The following is a 14,944-nucleotide window of genomic DNA, read 5'->3' as shown; positions in this document are numbered from 1 at the left end:
TTTTAGAAGTTTGTCTTAGAAAAAAGTACTCTTTTTTCTGGGTCAGACTCTTTATATTTAACTTTATCTATCTTTTTAAATCTTCTTTGAGCACCAATACCATTTGCTATTTGTATAGCTAAACCTGGTCTTGCATTAAGTTCTAAAACTAAAGGACCTTTATTTTTATCAATTACAATATCAGCACCTAAATAGCCCATATTAGTCATATCATAACATTTTGAAGCAAGAAGTAATATATCATCCCAAAAAGGAACCTTTAACTCTTTTAGAGGCTTTTGTGTATCAGGATGAACTTGCACAGGTCTATCAAATTGGACTGCATTTAAAGCTTTACCTGTTTTAATATCAATACCAACGCCTACAGCACCTTGATGAAGATTTGCTTTCCCATCACTATTTGAAGTAGATAATCTCATCATAGCAAGAGCGGGATAACCTTTATAAACAACAACTCTAACATCAGGAACACCTTCATAGCTAAAGCCATCAAATACAGAATCAAACTCTACTAGTTTTTCAAAGACTGCTACATCATTTTTTCCACCAAGTGAGTAAAGACCACTTAATATATTTGAAATATGTCTTTTAATATCAGAATATCCAACTTCAACTCCATTTGGCTTAATAAATTTATTTCCAACTGTTTTTATTATAACTAGGATTCCTTTTCCACCACTTCCTTGTGCTGGTTTGATAACAAATCCATTTTCATTTTTTATATAATGCTTAAAGTTATTAATTTGTACTTGATATTCTATAAATCCCAATAACTCAGGAACTGCAATATTATGTTCTTGTGCAATTTGTTTAGTTTTTAACTTATCATCAACCAAAGGGAAGTTTTTTCTTTTATTTAACTTACCTATATAGTTGATATTTCTATTATTCATACCTAAAATACCAAGTTCTTTTAGTTTAAAAGGGTTAGCAAAGAACATCTTAATCAACCATTGATTTAAATCTATAAAGTTCACTTAATCTATATCCACTATATCTTCCAAGTAGTATAATTACTCCAAGTACAGCTAATAAAACCTCAGGAAAATTAAATGTTATAAAGCTAAGTACACTATTTGTCATTGCAAAAAATGCTAAAATTGATACAAGTAATGAACCACTACCTTGTAAAAGAACTTCTTTTGGTCCATCTTCTTCCCAAATAATAGACATTCTTTCTATTGTCCAAGCTAAAATGATGATTGGAAAAAATGTAATGCTTGTAGCATATTGAAGGCCTAGTTTTTGTGATAATATGGCAACAAATGCCATAATTCCTACAACTACAATTAATACAGCAGATATCCTTGCTACTAATAAAAGATTTAAGTAAGATAAGTATGACCTCACAACAAGTCCAATGGTAACTACTAAAATAAACATCAAAATACCAGGAAGAAGTTGAGTCTCAATAAATGCCATTGATAATAAAATTGGCATGAATGTTCCTGATGTTTTAATTCCAACAAAAACTCTCATAATTACTACTACTAATGCACCAAGAGGCACTAATAAAAGTAGTTTAAATGTATTTTGAGCTTCATTTGGTAGTACAAATAATGAAAAATCTAATAAAGTATTTTGGTTTTTTACATCTTTTGATAATGCTGCACTTCTAGCAGGAACAATATTTTTTGTTACAGAAAATCTAACATCTGAATTTCTAACTCCTTCTGCATCTAATAAATATTGAGAACCTCTTTGCCAAATAAAAATATTACTGTTTTTTGATATTTCACCTTTGTTTATATCAAATAAATGCCATTTATCTTTATAAAAAACTTCAAGCATATGAGTTAACTCAATATTTCTTTGTCTATCTTTTAAATATAATGCTCCAATAGTTCTTACTTTATATTCCATTTTATCTATTAATTGAACTAATGTATCTCTTTTTTGTTTATTTGTTTTCATAAAATTATTTTTTATCATTGTTGTTGCTTGAGAGGGTTCTTTTAAGTTAAACTCTTTTATTAATAAAGATGTAAAGCTAACACCATTTGCACTTTTTTCATAAATACTATTTAATAATGAAGTTGAAGCTTGTGCAAAAGCAGTTGAGACTTCTTTTCTAAAAATTCTTTCATCTATTTCATCTTTTTGTTCTACTTTAAAAAATGGGTCTTTTATTACATCTATTGAATAATATAATACTTGTTCCCCTTGAACTTCTCTTTTTGTCCAATTTCCTTTTTTCAAACCATTAATAAAACTATTTGAGTATCCAAAATTTGCAGAACTTGATTCTTCATTTATAATCATTAAACCATCTTGTTTTGATGGTAAAGTCATAGAAATTGAAGCACTTTGCTCTTTTCTTGCATTAAAAGTGATTTTTGCTTCGATATTCCAAATATTAACTGTTTCATCTTGGAATAAAGGAAAATTCAAATATTTAATTTTATATGTCATAAGAGACAAGGCTGCAATAATTAAAAGAAAAGAAAAGATGATTATATTATTTTTTAATTTCATTTTTACTCATTTTAGGTTTAGTTATATATTTTTTTGAAACATCAACTAAAAATAAGCCATTTAAATAGTTTTTCCCAATTAATACAGGATATGTAAATTTACTTCTGTTTGTTAGTGATACTTCAACAAGTTGGCTAATATTAGCTAGATTGATTTTCATTTGCACAACATATCTTTTTTGATTTTTTGTGCCATGTCGTTTTATTTTTACAATTCTATGTAATGGAAGATTTTTATTTATTAAATTACCATCTTTATCTTGTAAATCAAATTTTATCCACTTTTTCCCATCTCTTTCAAACTCTTTAATATTTAAAGCATGCATTGATGATGTTGTTGCACCTGTATCAATTTTTGCTTTTAATAATACATCTGAAGATGGAATATAGACTTTTTCAGCAGTTCCTATTACAATCATAGAATCTTTTATAACAGGTTTTTTAATTATAATATTCTTTACTATTTTTTTTATAATTTTAGGCTGTTCTTCTTTTTGTTCTATTTCTTCTTTTTTTATTTCATTTTCTTTTTTAATCTCTTGCTCTTTTATTTCTTTTTTCTCAATTTGCTCTTTTTTTTCTTTGGATTTTTCTTGATACTGTTTTTGTTTTGTAGTATCTTTTTCATTATTTGTTGGTGTATTAGTAGCTGCACAACCACTAATAAATGCACATATTATAAGTACTGTTATTGTTTTAAGATAACTATTCATTGGTTTACCTTATTATTTAGTATAATTTAAGAATGGAATTATATTATTTTTATTTAAAATTGTAGTAAAAGTAGATAAAAAGAGTTAACTCTCTTTACCATATTTTAAAAACCTAATTTGCTCTAATAGCATATCTGCAAAACCTGATGGTAAACTTTGATTTTGATTTTGTACAGTTTGCACTAAACTTTTTATTTGTTCTTCTGTCATATTTTGAGCATATGGCATAATTGTTTCTTTTATCTTTTCAATAAATTCTTGTTCTTCTTCTTTTGTCATAAATTCAGCTCTCTTAAATAATTTTGAAGATAAAATTATATTGTTTTAACCTAAATTTAGAGTAAAACTCCCTTCTTTTATCTCAATATTAAATAAAAAAACAATATAATAAAAAGTAATTAATTTACATTTAATGTGTTATTTATTTCATTTTAAATAACTAAATAAAAATACTTACACAAGGAACACTATGTTTAATCCCGTTGTTGTCGCAGTACTACTGATGATTGGTTTGAGTCTATTTAGAATCAATGTAGTTATTGCTTTAATTTTTAGTGCTATTATTGGAGGTTTAGTTTCAGGTTTATCTTTACTTGATACAATTGATGCTTTTAGTAGTGGTCTTGGTGGAGGTGCAAGTATTGCACTTAATTATGCAATGCTTGGAGCATTTGCAGTGGCTATTTCTAAATCAGGAATAACTGATTTACTTGCAAAGAAAATTATTTCAAAAATGAAAAGTGATGCAACTAGGAAAGAGATTATTTGGTTTAAGACTATTTTATTAACTTTAATCTTATTAGCTTCTGTTTCATCTCAAAATTTAATTCCTGTACATATTGCATTTATTCCTATTTTAATTCCTCCTTTACTACATGTTTTTGCAGAATATAAAATTGATAGAAGATTAATTGCTTGTGTATTAACATTTGGTTTAACAGCAACTTATATGCTACTTCCTGTTGGATTTGGGGGAATATTTTTAAATAATATTTTACATAAAAATCTTGTTGAAAATGGAGCTACTATTGCAGTTGAACAACTTCCTTTAATTATGGCCATTCCAGTTTCTGGGATGTTTTTAGGACTTTTAATCGCAATATTTTTTACATATAAAAAACCAAGAGATTATTCTATAAAAAAAATCAAAGATATTGAACCTGAGAATCAAGAGATGAAAGCTTCATATATTTTTACTGCCTTAATTGCTATTGTTGCAGCCTTATCTTTACAATTATACACTAACTCAATTATTGTTGGTTCTCTTGTTGGTTTTATAATTTTTATGATGGGGGGAGTTATAAAAGTAGATGAAACACAAGATGTTTTTACTAAGGGTGTTCATATGATGGCAATGATTGGTTTTATAATGATTGCAGCTTCTGGATTTGCAGAAGTTATGAAAGCAACACAAGGAATTGAAAGTTTAGTTACATCTATTACTTCTGTAATTGGTGATAATAAATCTTTAGCTGCATTATTTATGTTAGTTGTTGGTTTATTTGTTACTATGGGAATTGGCTCATCTTTTTCAACTATTCCAATTATAGCAGTAATTTATGTTCCTTTAGCAATGCAATTTGGCTTTTCTCCTTTAGCTGTTGCTGTTTTAGTAGGGACAGCTGCAGCCTTAGGTGATGCAGGAAGCCCAGCATCTGACTCAACACTTGGACCCACATCTGGTTTGGGAGTAGATGGACAGCATGATCATATTTGGGATAGTGTTGTTCCTACATTTATACATTATAATATACCACTAATTTTATTTGGTTGGTTAGCTGCTTTATACTTATAATAAATCTACTACCTTTTTAGGTAGTGGACTTATTATATTTCTAAATACTTTTATAAATTAAATCTATTTTATTTCATTTTTTAAACTTTTTGATATAATTGCGAAAAAATTGATAGATAGGAAATTTAAATTGGTAGAATTAAGTAAAAAAATTTCAAAACTTGTTGGTAAAACTAATGCAGAGTATGGCTTAATTAAAGAAGGTGATAAGGTATTGGTTGGATTTAGTGGAGGTAAAGACTCTACAACTCTTCTTCATGCATTAAAACATCTACAAAGAGTTGCACCTTTTAAATTTGAATTTAAAGCTGTAACTGTAACTTATGGAATGGGTGAACAAATACAATTTTTATCAGATCACTGTAAAAAATATGAAATTGAACATGAAATAGTAGATACTGAAATTTTTGAAATTGCTGGTGAAAAAATTAGAAAAAATTCATCTTTTTGTTCATTTTTTTCAAGAATGAGAAGAGGGTACTTATATACAACAGCACAAGAGCAAGGATATAATAAATTAGCTTTAGGGCACCATTTAGATGATGCAATGGAGTCATTTTTTATGAACTTCTTATATAATGGTGCTTTAAGATCAATGCCACCAATATATCAAGCAGAAAATGGTTTAGAAGTTATTAGACCACTTATTTTTTGTAGAGAGAGACAACTAAGAGCATTTGCCCAATCAAATGAGATTAGTGTAATTGGAGATGAAGCTTGTCCAGCAATGAGATTTGATATTAAAATGCCTCATGCAAGAGAAAAAACAAAAAAATTGTTAGAACAAATGGAAGAAGAGAATCCTCAAATGTTTATTTCAATGAAAGCTGCATTTAATAATATTCAAACTTCTACATTTTTCCAAAAAGAGTTCTTAGACAATAATAAACAGGACTAATATTGAATATATTAATTTCTTCTTGTCTTTTAGGTGAAGAGGTAAGGTATGATGGAAAAAGTTCAAGTTCTTCTATAAAAAACAAAGAACTCTTTTTAAAAATTATAAATGAGTTTAATGTTTTTTCTATTTGCCCAGAGCTTAGTGGAGGCTTAACAACTCCAAGAGCTCCTGCTGAAATAATTAAAGAAAAAGTTATTACAACTAATGGCTTAGATGTAACTTACATGTTTAATCAAGGTGCTTTAAATACTTTATCTTATTGTAAAAAAAATAGCATAAAAATTGCCATATTAAAATCAAACTCTCCCTCATGTGGAAATAATAAAATTTATGATGGAACTTTTAACTCAGTGTTAAAAGAAGGGGAGGGTGTAACTGTTAAACTTTTAAGACAAAATGGGATAAAAGTATTCAATGAAAATGAATTAGAACAATTTTGTGACCTTATAAAGAGTAATTTAAAATAAATTATATTATATTAAATAATTATTTTATATAAGGAGAACAAATGAAAAAACTTCTGATACTCTTACTATTAAGTGCATCTTACTTATTTTCTTTTGATAAAGTAGGTATTGGATATTCAACTACTAGTTATGATTCAAATATTTATGATGTTTCTTTGATAAAAGATACAAATTATAAACTTTTTAATCTTCCTATATCTTTAGAGTTTGCATTTGATTATATGGATTCTACAAATACTAGTGATGAACTATATATTACAAGCTTTCAGCCAGTTATAACTTATGATTTTAATAAGCAGTTTTTTATTCAAGGTGCTTTAGGAGTTGCTTATTTAAGTAATAAGTCTTTTGAACATAGAAATTTTGGAATGAACTTTCAATTTAAAGAGAGTGTTGTATTTGGTTATAACATAAACAAACATTTATCGACTACTTTAAGATATAATCATATATCAAATGCAGATTTAGATGATGATAATAGTGGTTTAGATATCTTTGGTCTTAATTTAATCTATAAGTTTTAAACTTATAGATTTTCATTTACTAAACTAGAAAGTTTTAATGGATCTAATGCACCATTAACTCTTTTTATTTCATTGCCTTCTTTAAATATAGCAATTGTTGGAATTGATTTAATTAGAAACTTTGAAGCTAATGTTTGTTCTATTTCTGTATTTACTTTTACAAATAATGCTTTTAAAGCATATTTGTTTGAAACTTCATTAAAAATTGGAGTCATCATTTTACATGGTCCACACCAAGGTGCCCAAAAATCAATTATAACTGGAATATCAGAATTTACTACAACATGATCGAATGTTTCTTGTGTTAATTCAATAGGTGTTGTATCTAATAAAGAGTTTTTACACTCCCCACAGTTTGCTTTTATATATGAATCCTTTTTAGGAATCTTATTTACTTTTAAACAGTGAGGACAAACTATATTTATTTTATCCATTCTTTATGCCTTTATATTTAATAACATACTTGAAGTTTCATTTTGTGTTTGTATTGCATTTGCATTTGCGCTGTATGCTATTGTATTTGGAATTTGTGAAGTAATAGCATCAATTAAATCTTGAGTTACTTCTTGATTTTGAGGATCAGCTACTACATTTGACATATCTGCAATTGTTTGTGCATTTTGTGTAACTTGTGCTTGTGTTGCAACCATTGCATTTAGGTTCATACTGTTATCAATTCGCATTTTCTACTCCTTGTTCTTTGCTTAAAAGAAGCATTTTATTTAAATTTGCAGCTCTTGCTATTGAAGCATCTGCACTACTTAATCCATCTGGTGCAGCTGAAGCTTTTTGAAGCTTATCCAACTTTGCAATTGCTGCAGCTTCATCTTTTGGTATGGAAGTATCAAGTCTTACATGACCACCTGTAGCATATAATTTTCCATCAGGTCCCATTTGATAGTTATAAGAAATCGCACCCTTTGTATGTGCAAGAGATGCATGCAATTGCTCATGTGACCTAGTTTTTGAATCAAGATTTTCAAATTTATCTAAAACTCTTTGATAATCTTCCTCATCATAATTTCCACTATTTGTTAAGTTAACTGAATCACTCTTTTCATAAAAAGATTTTGTTAAATCTTCTTTGTCAAGATTTGCAAGCTCTGCTTTTTTTTGAGCAATTTGTTGATAAATTGATGAAACAGTTAAATTATCATTTATTAGCATAACATACTCTTTTTTTTATTTTATTAAGTTTAGCATATTTAATATTGTTTTGTAAAGTATTATTGACAATCAAAAAATTAATAATGGTTAAACTTATTTTGGATATAATTTTTACTATGAAGAATAAATTTTTTAAATCATTATCTTTTAAACTTTTACTTTTAGTAACAATTATTATTTTTGCTTTAATCAGTGCTAGTTTTTTATTTAATTCACAAATTGACAGACTAAAAAAACAAATTGATAATATATATTTTGGAAATTTTGTTCCTTTGATAACTTTAGATTTAGTTTTAAAAAATTATCAGACTATAATTCAATGTAAAAAAATAACAAATAATAAGTGTAATATAGAAGCAGAAAAAACTGTAATTTTAAAAAATTGGAATAATTATAATAAAGCATACAAAACTAAACAAGAAAGAAAAATTGTAAGTGATATAGATAAGTTTATTGTAAACTCTTTTAAACTTGATAAAATAAAAATCTATGAATTAGTAATAAAACAAATTAACTTTTTAAAAGATCATGAAGTTGATATAGCGTATAAACAAAGAAGGGAATTTTTAGTTGATTATTCAAGTATGAAAGATTATCTTTTTTATAATTTTATAGCTATAATTATATTTTCTTTTGCTATAATAATTTTTATAATCTATCAAATAATAAAAAAAGATAATCAATTAACAATATTAACAAAAAAATATAAAATTGAATCAATCACTGATTCGATGACAAAATTATATAATAGAAAGTACTTTGATAATATTTTTGATAACTTACCTTTTATTTCAAATGCAAATAATTGGAAAAGTGCTTTTATTATGGTAGATATTGATTTTTTTAAGCAGTATAATGATACATATGGTCATGATTTAGGTGATCAAACATTAAAAAAAGTTGCAAAGGCTTTAAAAGAGTACTTTAATAAAGAGTATGAATATGTTTTCAGACTTGGTGGCGAAGAGTTTGGAGTAGTTTTATTTGATACTGATGAAGATATATTGATTGAATGTTTAACAGATATAAATAAAAAAATAATTAATTTAAATATTGAACATAAATCAAGTAAAATTTTAAATATTGTATCAATTTCAACTGGTGCAGTTATTTATGAGCCTAACAGTTATATTTCAGCAAATAAATTGTATAAAATTGCTGATGAAAACTTATATAAATCAAAACAAAATGGTAGAAACCAGTTTACACTTTAAAAGGAGAGTAATTGACTTTTTTATTTAATAAAAATAATCATTTTAACTTAGCAAATACAGTGACATTTTTCAATATCGCTTCAGGTATTTTAGCTATTTATTTTCTTACACACAATCAGTTTTTTGGAGCAGCGCTTTTTGCTTGGCTTGCAGGTGGATTTGATATCTTAGATGGAAAAATTGCAAGAAAGTATAATCTATCTACAGATTTTGGGGTTCAACTCGATTCTTATGCAGATTTTTTATCTTTTGTTATTGTTCCTACAATGTTTATATATTTTGCAATAATCGATGGTAAAGAGCTTATTTTATTTACACCATTAGTTGTGTTTGCATTTATTTTTTATATTATTTCAGGACTTAGACGATTGATTCAATTTAATTTAAATGCAGATGTTGGAGAAGTAGAAAAATATTTTACTGGTATACCTACTCCTTTGGGAGCTATCTTACTTTGGGTTGTTTATCTTATTTGGTTAAGTGGATTTATTTCAGAAGAGTTTGTTCTTATTTCGATGATAATAATCGGATATTTATTAAATTCAAAAATTAAAATCCCTCATCCCTAATGGAGAAAGTTGTTGCAATAGATTTAGGCTCAAACTCATTTAGAGTTTTAGTCTATGATTGTTTAAATCATAAAATTATTTCAGAATTTAATCAAGTTGTTGGAATGGCTGATGGTTTAGTTGATACTGGAGTTATTTCAAAAGAAGCACAAGAAAGAGTAATTAATACAATTAACTACTCAAGTGAGAAACTAAATTACAATCCCAAAGAAGCAATTTGTGTTACAACAGCTGCTATGAGAATGGCAAATAATTCAAAAGAAGTTCTTCAATATTTTTCAAAAGAGACTGGTGCTAAATTTAAAATTATAGATGGTAATGAAGAAGCAAGACTTACTTTACTTGCCGTTAAATATGCATTAAAAAGAGAAAAACTAAAATCAGAAAAATTTGTTTTACTTGATATTGGTGGTGGTTCTACTGAAATTATAGTAAATACTAAAAATGATTATAAAGCGCATAGTTTTAATTTTGGTATAGTAACTTTAACTCAAAAGTTCAATGATTATAAACTTTTAGAAGATAACTTGAATTTAAGAAAAAAAGAAATTAGAAACTTTATTGATACTTTACAAATAGATTTAGAAGAATATACTTTTGTAGCAACAGCTGGTACACCTACTACTATTGCTGCAATTAAACTAGGCCAAGATTTTTTTCATTATGATAAAAGTTTAGTTAATGGAACAATAGTAGATTTAAATGATTTAAATGAATGTTTAGAGCTTTTTAGAAACTCTTCAAAACAAACAATCACAAGTCTTGTTGGAAGTGGAAGAGTTGAGTTTATTGAAGTTGGCGTATATATTTACAAAGCTATTTTTGAAGCATTAAATAAAAAAGAATCGATTGTTTTAGATGATGGCTTAAGAGAAGGTGTAGCAATAAATCAATGTCTAATTAAATAAATTATGACAATAATCTAACGCTTTGTTCTTGAACGATATTCGCTTGTGAAACTGCTAAATAACCCATATTTGCAAAAAGATTGTTTTTTGTAAAATCACTTGTTTCTTTACCAAAATTTATGTTATTAGTTTGATTATTAGTAACTAAATTTTGTTGTTGTTTTAATATATCTTTTGCATTTTCTTGTATTTGTTGTGATGTTTGATCAAATTGATTAGATAAATCATTTAAGTACTTTTCACTTGTATTAAGTTTACCAACAATAGTATTTACAGTTTCTTCATTATTTAAATCACTATTTTGTATATCATTTGCTAATTCATTTGATATTACAGGTGTATTTACTTTATTTATTTCTAAATAAGCTTCTTTTGTGTCAATTGTAAAATTATTATTTTCTTGATTTGAGTCTTGTGTAGATAAAATAGACTCTCTTTTATATTTTGTTTCAAGTGCGATAGAAGTAAAATCTTTTAATTGATTTGTAAGTTGCTCTTTTAATTGATTTTTGTCTTCAATTTTATCATCAGTTATCGTTTTTTCAATATTTGAAAGAATTTCTTGTTGTTTTTGTATCCCATTTTTAGCAATAGCAGTTATTGCAATACCTTCATTAAATGTTTGTAGCGAGTTTGATAATTCATCTCTTTTGAGATTGTAAGCTTCACTTATAGATAAGTTTAATGCATCATTAGAAATAGGCTCAATTCTAGTATTTTGAGAAGTTCTATTTAACTGCTGTTGAGGCAAAGAATTGAGGTTTGAAACATTACTACTGATACTATTTACATCCATAATGTGTAACTCCTATTTTATATTTAGTTATTTTACTTAAAAATTACTAAATTTTAGCTAAATTAAATAGGCAAAGATGCTGATTAAAGGCAGTTTAATGAATGTTTTTGTACAATTTACGCTTTAATTAAACGAGGGAGAAAGAATTATGAAAATGACTGGCGCAAAAATGGTTATTGAATCATTACACCAAGAAGGGGTTAAAACTGTTTTTGGTTACCCTGGGGGCGCTATTATGAATGTCTATGATGAAATATATAAACAAAATCATTTTGAACATATTTTAAATAGACATGAACAAGCATCTATACACGCAGCAGAAGGTTACGCAAGATCAACAGGAAAAGTTGGTGTTGCAATAGTTACAAGTGGACCAGGATTTACAAATGCAGTAACTGGTCTAGCAACTGCCTATATGGATTCTATTCCTCTCGTCGTTATTTCAGGACAAGTTCCTACTGCTATAATAGGGACAGATGGCTTTCAAGAAATTGATGCAGTTGGTATTTCAAGACCATGTACTAAACATAATTACTTAGTAAATAAAATTGAAGATTTACCTAGAATTATAAAAGAAGCATTTCATATTGCAAGTACAGGAAGACCTGGACCTGTTCATATTGATATTCCAAAAGATATTACAGCAGAAACTGGAAATTTTGAATATCCAAAAGAGATTAATTTGCCTACATATAAGCCAACGGTAAATTATAATAAAAGACAATTAAAAAAAGCAATGACTGCTATTTCAAAATCAAAAAAACCATTACTATATGTTGGTGGTGGAGCAATATTAGCAAATTGCGGACATGAAATAAGAGAATTTGCAAAAAAAGCTAATATACCAGTTGTGGAAACTCTTATGGCAAGAGGTATTATGGGTCATGACAATCCACTATTAATTGGAATGTTAGGTATGCATGGTGAGTTTGCTGCTAATATGGCAGCATATGAAACTGATCTTTTAATCTCATTGGGAGCAAGGTTTGATGATAGAGTAACAGGAAGACTTGATGAGTTTGCATCAAAAGCAAAAGTTATACATGTTGATATTGATCCAGCAACTATTGCAAAACTTGTAAGAGCTGATTATCCTATTGTAGGGGATTTAAAAGTTACTGTTGCAGGTATGATAAATACAATGGGTGATTTTGAATTTAATGATTATATAAATTGGGTTGCTTTACTTAAAGAGTATAGAGAAAAAGAGCCTTTAAGATATATTGATTCAAATACTGTTATTAAGCCTCAATGGCCAATACAAAGAGTTGGTGAAATTTTAGGAAGCAAGGCAATTGTTTCAACTGATGTTGGTCAACATCAAATGTGGACAGCACAATTTTATCCATTCTCTTTTCCAAGACAGTTTATAACTAGTGGTGGTTTAGGAACAATGGGATTTGGTCTTCCTTCTGCAATGGGTGTTGCAAAAGGTAATCCTGATAAAATATCTATTAATTTTACAGGTGATGGATCAATATTGATGAATATTCAAGAACTTATGACTTGTGTTGAATCTAATTTACCAGTAATTACTATTATTTTAAATAATAACTATTTGGGAATGGTAAGACAATGGCAAACAATGTTTTATGAAAATAGATTATCTGAAACTGACCTTTCAATGCAACCAGATTTTAAAATGCTTATAGAAGCATTTGGAGGAATTGGTTATAGAGTTTCAACAAAAGAAGAGTTTGATAAAGCCTTAAAAGATGCTGTTGAAAAGAAAAAGCCAGCTATGATTGAAGTTATCGTTGAAAGAAATGAAGAAGTATTACCAATGGTTCCAAATGGCCATGCTTTAAATGAGATGACACTAATAGGAGATAACAATGAATAATTTTAACCATTACTATGATACAGAAACCATAAGACAAGTTATTTCTGTTATTGTCTTAAATGAGCATAATGCTTTATCAAGAATTGTAGGACTTTTTTCAGCGCGTGGATATAATATTGATTCATTAACAGTCGCTCCTATTTCTGATACACAATACTCTAGAATGACTATTGTCACTACAGGTGATAAAAGAATTATTGATCAAATTGTAAAACAATTGAATAAATTAATACCTGTACTTAAAGTAAATGAACATAGAAATGTTATCGAAAAAGAAACAGTACTAGTTAAAATACCAATTGATCAGCCAATAAGTGATGTAGAAGTTATAGCAAGAGCTTATAATGGACATATTCAAAATGTTACAGAGGAGGCTATTGTGATATCTGCAACAGATGAACCACATAGAATAGCAAATTTTACAAATATAATGAATACAAGATTTAACCCACTTGAAGTTGTAAAAAGTGGTGTTGTTGCAATGGAAAGATAGAAGAAAACCTCTTCTATCTTCTTTTGCTTGAAAGGATAAAAATGAATTTAAAAAATATAGCTCAAGCATTAGATATAAAATGTGAATATGATTTAGAAATTACTTCTTTAAATACACTATTAGATTCAAATAAAAATGAATTAACTTTTTTAGAAAATAAAAAATATATAAATGATTTAGAAAAAACTAAAGCTGGTGCAGTTTTAGTTAAAAAAGAGTTTTTAAATAAAGTACCTCAAGATACAATAGCTTTAGTTTGTGAAGAGCCTTATGTGGCTTTAGCAAAAGCTAGTAAATATTTTGCTCCAAATGTAGTAGAAACTATAGGGAAAGATGCAATTGTTGGTGAAAATACTAAAGTATTAGATAATGTATATATAGGAAAAAACACACAAATAGGTAATGATTGTACAATTATGCCAGGTGTTTTTATTGGGGATAATGTAAAAATAGGTAATAATACTATTTTATACCCAAATGTATGTATTTACAGAGATTGCGAAGTAGGAAATGACTGTATAATTCATGCTGGAACTATAGTAGGTAGTGATGGTTTTGGGTTTGCAATTTCTGGAGCTGATTACATAAAAATTTATCAAAATGGAAATGTAATTATAAAAAACAATGTTGATATAGGTTCTAATTGTGCAATTGATAGGGCTGCATTTAAATCTACAATAATAGAAGATAATGTAAGACTTGATAATTTAGTACATATTGCACATAATTGTAAGCTAGGAAAGGGTACAATTCTTACTGGACAAGTAGGGCTTTCAGGTTCGACTATACTTCATGAATATGTAGTGATGGGTGGACAAAGTGCTACAGCAGGACATTTAGAAATAGCACCTTTTACAACAATAGCTGCAAGAGGTGGAGTAACTAAAAGTATTACTACTCCTAAAAAGTTTTGGGCAGGATTTCCTTTAATGGAACATAAAACATGGCTAAGGCTTCAAGGTAAAATATCAAAACTTTTGAAAAAATAAAGGCTTTAAAATAGTTAAAAAAATATTATCACTAATTTTTCTTTTTATAATTTTTTATTTAGAATATTCAATATTTGTTTCAACACAACAA

General features: G+C 27.4%; 18 protein-coding genes. 10 read left to right on the top strand and 8 right to left on the bottom strand.

The genetic code is table 11. From position 1 onward, the window contains the following. Window positions 1–2: 2 nt before the first annotated feature. The 4 genes from AMRN_RS07240 to AMRN_RS07225 all read right to left on the bottom strand — a co-directional run bounded on the left by AMRN_RS07240 (window position 3) and on the right by AMRN_RS07225 (window position 3,466). A complete protein-coding gene (locus tag AMRN_RS07240; RefSeq protein ID WP_228150840.1) occupies window positions 3–977 on the bottom strand; it encodes an alpha-L-glutamate ligase-like protein in 975 nt (324 codons plus the stop codon). Next, complete coding sequence (locus AMRN_RS07235; protein WP_099311528.1) at window positions 943–2,475, bottom strand: UUP1 family membrane protein; 1,533 nt, start codon at window positions 2,473–2,475, stop codon at window positions 943–945. Before AMRN_RS07235 ends, AMRN_RS07240 begins: the two co-directional genes overlap by 35 nt. Continuing rightward, entirely contained in the window at window positions 2,459–3,187 is a 729-nt protein-coding gene (locus AMRN_RS07230; RefSeq protein ID WP_118897398.1) for an ATP-dependent zinc protease family protein, read from the bottom strand. Before AMRN_RS07230 ends, AMRN_RS07235 begins: the two co-directional genes overlap by 17 nt. 84 nt (window positions 3,188–3,271) lie before the next feature. Then, entirely contained in the window at window positions 3,272–3,466 is a 195-nt protein-coding gene (locus AMRN_RS07225; RefSeq protein ID WP_079577903.1) for a hypothetical protein, read from the bottom strand. Window positions 3,467–3,656: 190 nt separating this feature from the next. Here AMRN_RS07225 and AMRN_RS07220 point away from each other — a divergent pair, with 190 nt between their 5' ends. The 4 genes from AMRN_RS07220 (at window position 3,657) to AMRN_RS07205 (ending at window position 6,874) form a co-directional block, all read left to right on the top strand. After that, entirely contained in the window at window positions 3,657–4,982 is a 1,326-nt protein-coding gene (locus tag AMRN_RS07220) for a Na+/H+ antiporter family protein (RefSeq protein WP_099311525.1), read from the top strand. Between the two features lie 130 nt (window positions 4,983–5,112). Then, window positions 5,113–5,880 carry a tRNA 2-thiocytidine biosynthesis TtcA family protein gene (locus tag AMRN_RS07215; protein ID WP_079577905.1) on the top strand — a complete coding sequence of 256 codons (768 nt, stop codon included), beginning with the start codon at window positions 5,113–5,115 and terminating at the stop codon, window positions 5,878–5,880. Window positions 5,881–5,882: 2 nt separating this feature from the next. Then, window positions 5,883–6,350 carry a 2-thiouracil desulfurase family protein gene (locus AMRN_RS07210; RefSeq protein ID WP_099311524.1) on the top strand — a complete coding sequence of 156 codons (468 nt, stop codon included), beginning with the start codon at window positions 5,883–5,885 and terminating at the stop codon, window positions 6,348–6,350. A 41-nt stretch (window positions 6,351–6,391) separates the two neighbouring features. Next, window positions 6,392–6,874: an acyloxyacyl hydrolase gene (locus AMRN_RS07205; RefSeq protein WP_099311523.1), complete on the top strand. Its 483-nt coding sequence runs from the start codon at window positions 6,392–6,394 to the stop codon at window positions 6,872–6,874. Window positions 6,875–6,876: 2 nt separating this feature from the next. Here the strand turns inward: AMRN_RS07205 and trxC are convergent, their stop codons facing one another. From trxC to AMRN_RS07190, 3 genes are read right to left on the bottom strand one after another with little or no spacing between them, the layout of a single operon-like run. Next, window positions 6,877–7,308, bottom strand: a complete 432-nt coding sequence (gene trxC / locus AMRN_RS07200; RefSeq protein WP_191282183.1) for a thioredoxin TrxC — start codon at window positions 7,306–7,308, stop codon at window positions 6,877–6,879. Between the two features lie 3 nt (window positions 7,309–7,311). After that, complete coding sequence (locus tag AMRN_RS07195) at window positions 7,312–7,557, bottom strand: hypothetical protein (RefSeq protein ID WP_099311522.1); 246 nt, start codon at window positions 7,555–7,557, stop codon at window positions 7,312–7,314. Then, window positions 7,547–8,041, bottom strand: coding sequence for a putative metalloprotease CJM1_0395 family protein (locus tag AMRN_RS07190; protein WP_099344927.1), 495 nt, complete (start codon window positions 8,039–8,041; stop codon window positions 7,547–7,549). The genes AMRN_RS07195 and AMRN_RS07190 overlap by 11 nt, the downstream gene beginning before the upstream one ends. Window positions 8,042–8,157: 116 nt before the next feature. Between AMRN_RS07190 and AMRN_RS07185 the strand changes: the two genes are divergently transcribed. The 3 genes from AMRN_RS07185 to AMRN_RS07175 are packed head-to-tail and all read left to right on the top strand — an operon-like array spanning window position 8,158 to window position 10,732. Then, on the top strand, window positions 8,158–9,255 hold the full coding sequence (locus AMRN_RS07185; protein ID WP_099311579.1) for a GGDEF domain-containing protein: 1,098 nt from the start codon (window positions 8,158–8,160) through the stop codon (window positions 9,253–9,255). 11 nt (window positions 9,256–9,266) lie between these two features. Then, window positions 9,267–9,824, top strand: a complete 558-nt coding sequence (locus tag AMRN_RS07180) for a CDP-alcohol phosphatidyltransferase family protein (RefSeq protein WP_099311520.1) — start codon at window positions 9,267–9,269, stop codon at window positions 9,822–9,824. Next, window positions 9,824–10,732, top strand: a complete 909-nt coding sequence (locus AMRN_RS07175; protein WP_099311519.1) for a Ppx/GppA phosphatase family protein — start codon at window positions 9,824–9,826, stop codon at window positions 10,730–10,732. The genes AMRN_RS07180 and AMRN_RS07175 overlap by 1 nt, the downstream gene beginning before the upstream one ends. Before the next feature lies 1 nt (window position 10,733). On the opposite strand, the gene AMRN_RS07170 is transcribed toward AMRN_RS07175, so the two are convergent. Beyond that, on the bottom strand, window positions 10,734–11,528 hold the full coding sequence (locus tag AMRN_RS07170) for a hypothetical protein (RefSeq protein WP_099311518.1): 795 nt from the start codon (window positions 11,526–11,528) through the stop codon (window positions 10,734–10,736). Between the two features lie 148 nt (window positions 11,529–11,676). Here AMRN_RS07170 and AMRN_RS07165 point away from each other — a divergent pair, with 148 nt between their 5' ends. The 3 genes from AMRN_RS07165 to lpxD are packed head-to-tail and all read left to right on the top strand — an operon-like array spanning window position 11,677 to window position 14,853. Further along, window positions 11,677–13,371: an acetolactate synthase large subunit gene (locus AMRN_RS07165; protein ID WP_099311517.1), complete on the top strand. Its 1,695-nt coding sequence runs from the start codon at window positions 11,677–11,679 to the stop codon at window positions 13,369–13,371. Next, on the top strand, window positions 13,364–13,864 hold the full coding sequence (gene ilvN, locus AMRN_RS07160) for an acetolactate synthase small subunit (RefSeq protein WP_099311516.1): 501 nt from the start codon (window positions 13,364–13,366) through the stop codon (window positions 13,862–13,864). Before AMRN_RS07165 ends, ilvN begins: the two co-directional genes overlap by 8 nt. A 41-nt stretch (window positions 13,865–13,905) precedes the next feature. Next, complete coding sequence (lpxD, locus tag AMRN_RS07155; RefSeq protein ID WP_099311515.1) at window positions 13,906–14,853, top strand: UDP-3-O-(3-hydroxymyristoyl)glucosamine N-acyltransferase; 948 nt, start codon at window positions 13,906–13,908, stop codon at window positions 14,851–14,853. Window positions 14,854–14,944: the final 91 nt, after the last annotated feature.

The organism is Malaciobacter marinus (assembly GCF_003544855.1).
Classification (GTDB): domain Bacteria; phylum Campylobacterota; class Campylobacteria; order Campylobacterales; family Arcobacteraceae; genus Malaciobacter; species Malaciobacter marinus.
Note: the sequence above shows the minus strand (reverse complement) of the source record. Positions and strands in the feature narration are given on the sequence as shown.

Coding starts and splice junctions, on each gene's coding strand:
- AMRN_RS07170 (WP_099311518.1), bottom strand. CDS start 11,528: ATGGATGTAAATAGTATCAGTAGTAATGTTTCAAACCTCAATTCTTTG.
- AMRN_RS07185 (WP_099311579.1), top strand. CDS start 8,158: ATGAAGAATAAATTTTTTAAATCATTATCTTTTAAACTTTTACTTTTA.
- AMRN_RS07230 (WP_118897398.1), bottom strand. CDS start 3,187: ATGAATAGTTATCTTAAAACAATAACAGTACTTATAATATGTGCATTT.
- AMRN_RS07220 (WP_099311525.1), top strand. CDS start 3,657: ATGTTTAATCCCGTTGTTGTCGCAGTACTACTGATGATTGGTTTGAGT.
- AMRN_RS07235 (WP_099311528.1), bottom strand. CDS start 2,475: ATGAAATTAAAAAATAATATAATCATCTTTTCTTTTCTTTTAATTATT.
- AMRN_RS07195 (WP_099311522.1), bottom strand. CDS start 7,557: ATGCGAATTGATAACAGTATGAACCTAAATGCAATGGTTGCAACACAA.
- AMRN_RS07225 (WP_079577903.1), bottom strand. CDS start 3,466: ATGACAAAAGAAGAAGAACAAGAATTTATTGAAAAGATAAAAGAAACA.
- AMRN_RS07205 (WP_099311523.1), top strand. CDS start 6,392: ATGAAAAAACTTCTGATACTCTTACTATTAAGTGCATCTTACTTATTT.
- AMRN_RS07190 (WP_099344927.1), bottom strand. CDS start 8,041: ATGCTAATAAATGATAATTTAACTGTTTCATCAATTTATCAACAAATT.
- AMRN_RS07175 (WP_099311519.1), top strand. CDS start 9,824: ATGGAGAAAGTTGTTGCAATAGATTTAGGCTCAAACTCATTTAGAGTT.
- ilvN (WP_099311516.1), top strand. CDS start 13,364: ATGAATAATTTTAACCATTACTATGATACAGAAACCATAAGACAAGTT.
- AMRN_RS07165 (WP_099311517.1), top strand. CDS start 11,677: ATGAAAATGACTGGCGCAAAAATGGTTATTGAATCATTACACCAAGAA.
- lpxD (WP_099311515.1), top strand. CDS start 13,906: ATGAATTTAAAAAATATAGCTCAAGCATTAGATATAAAATGTGAATAT.
- trxC (WP_191282183.1), bottom strand. CDS start 7,308: ATGGATAAAATAAATATAGTTTGTCCTCACTGTTTAAAAGTAAATAAG.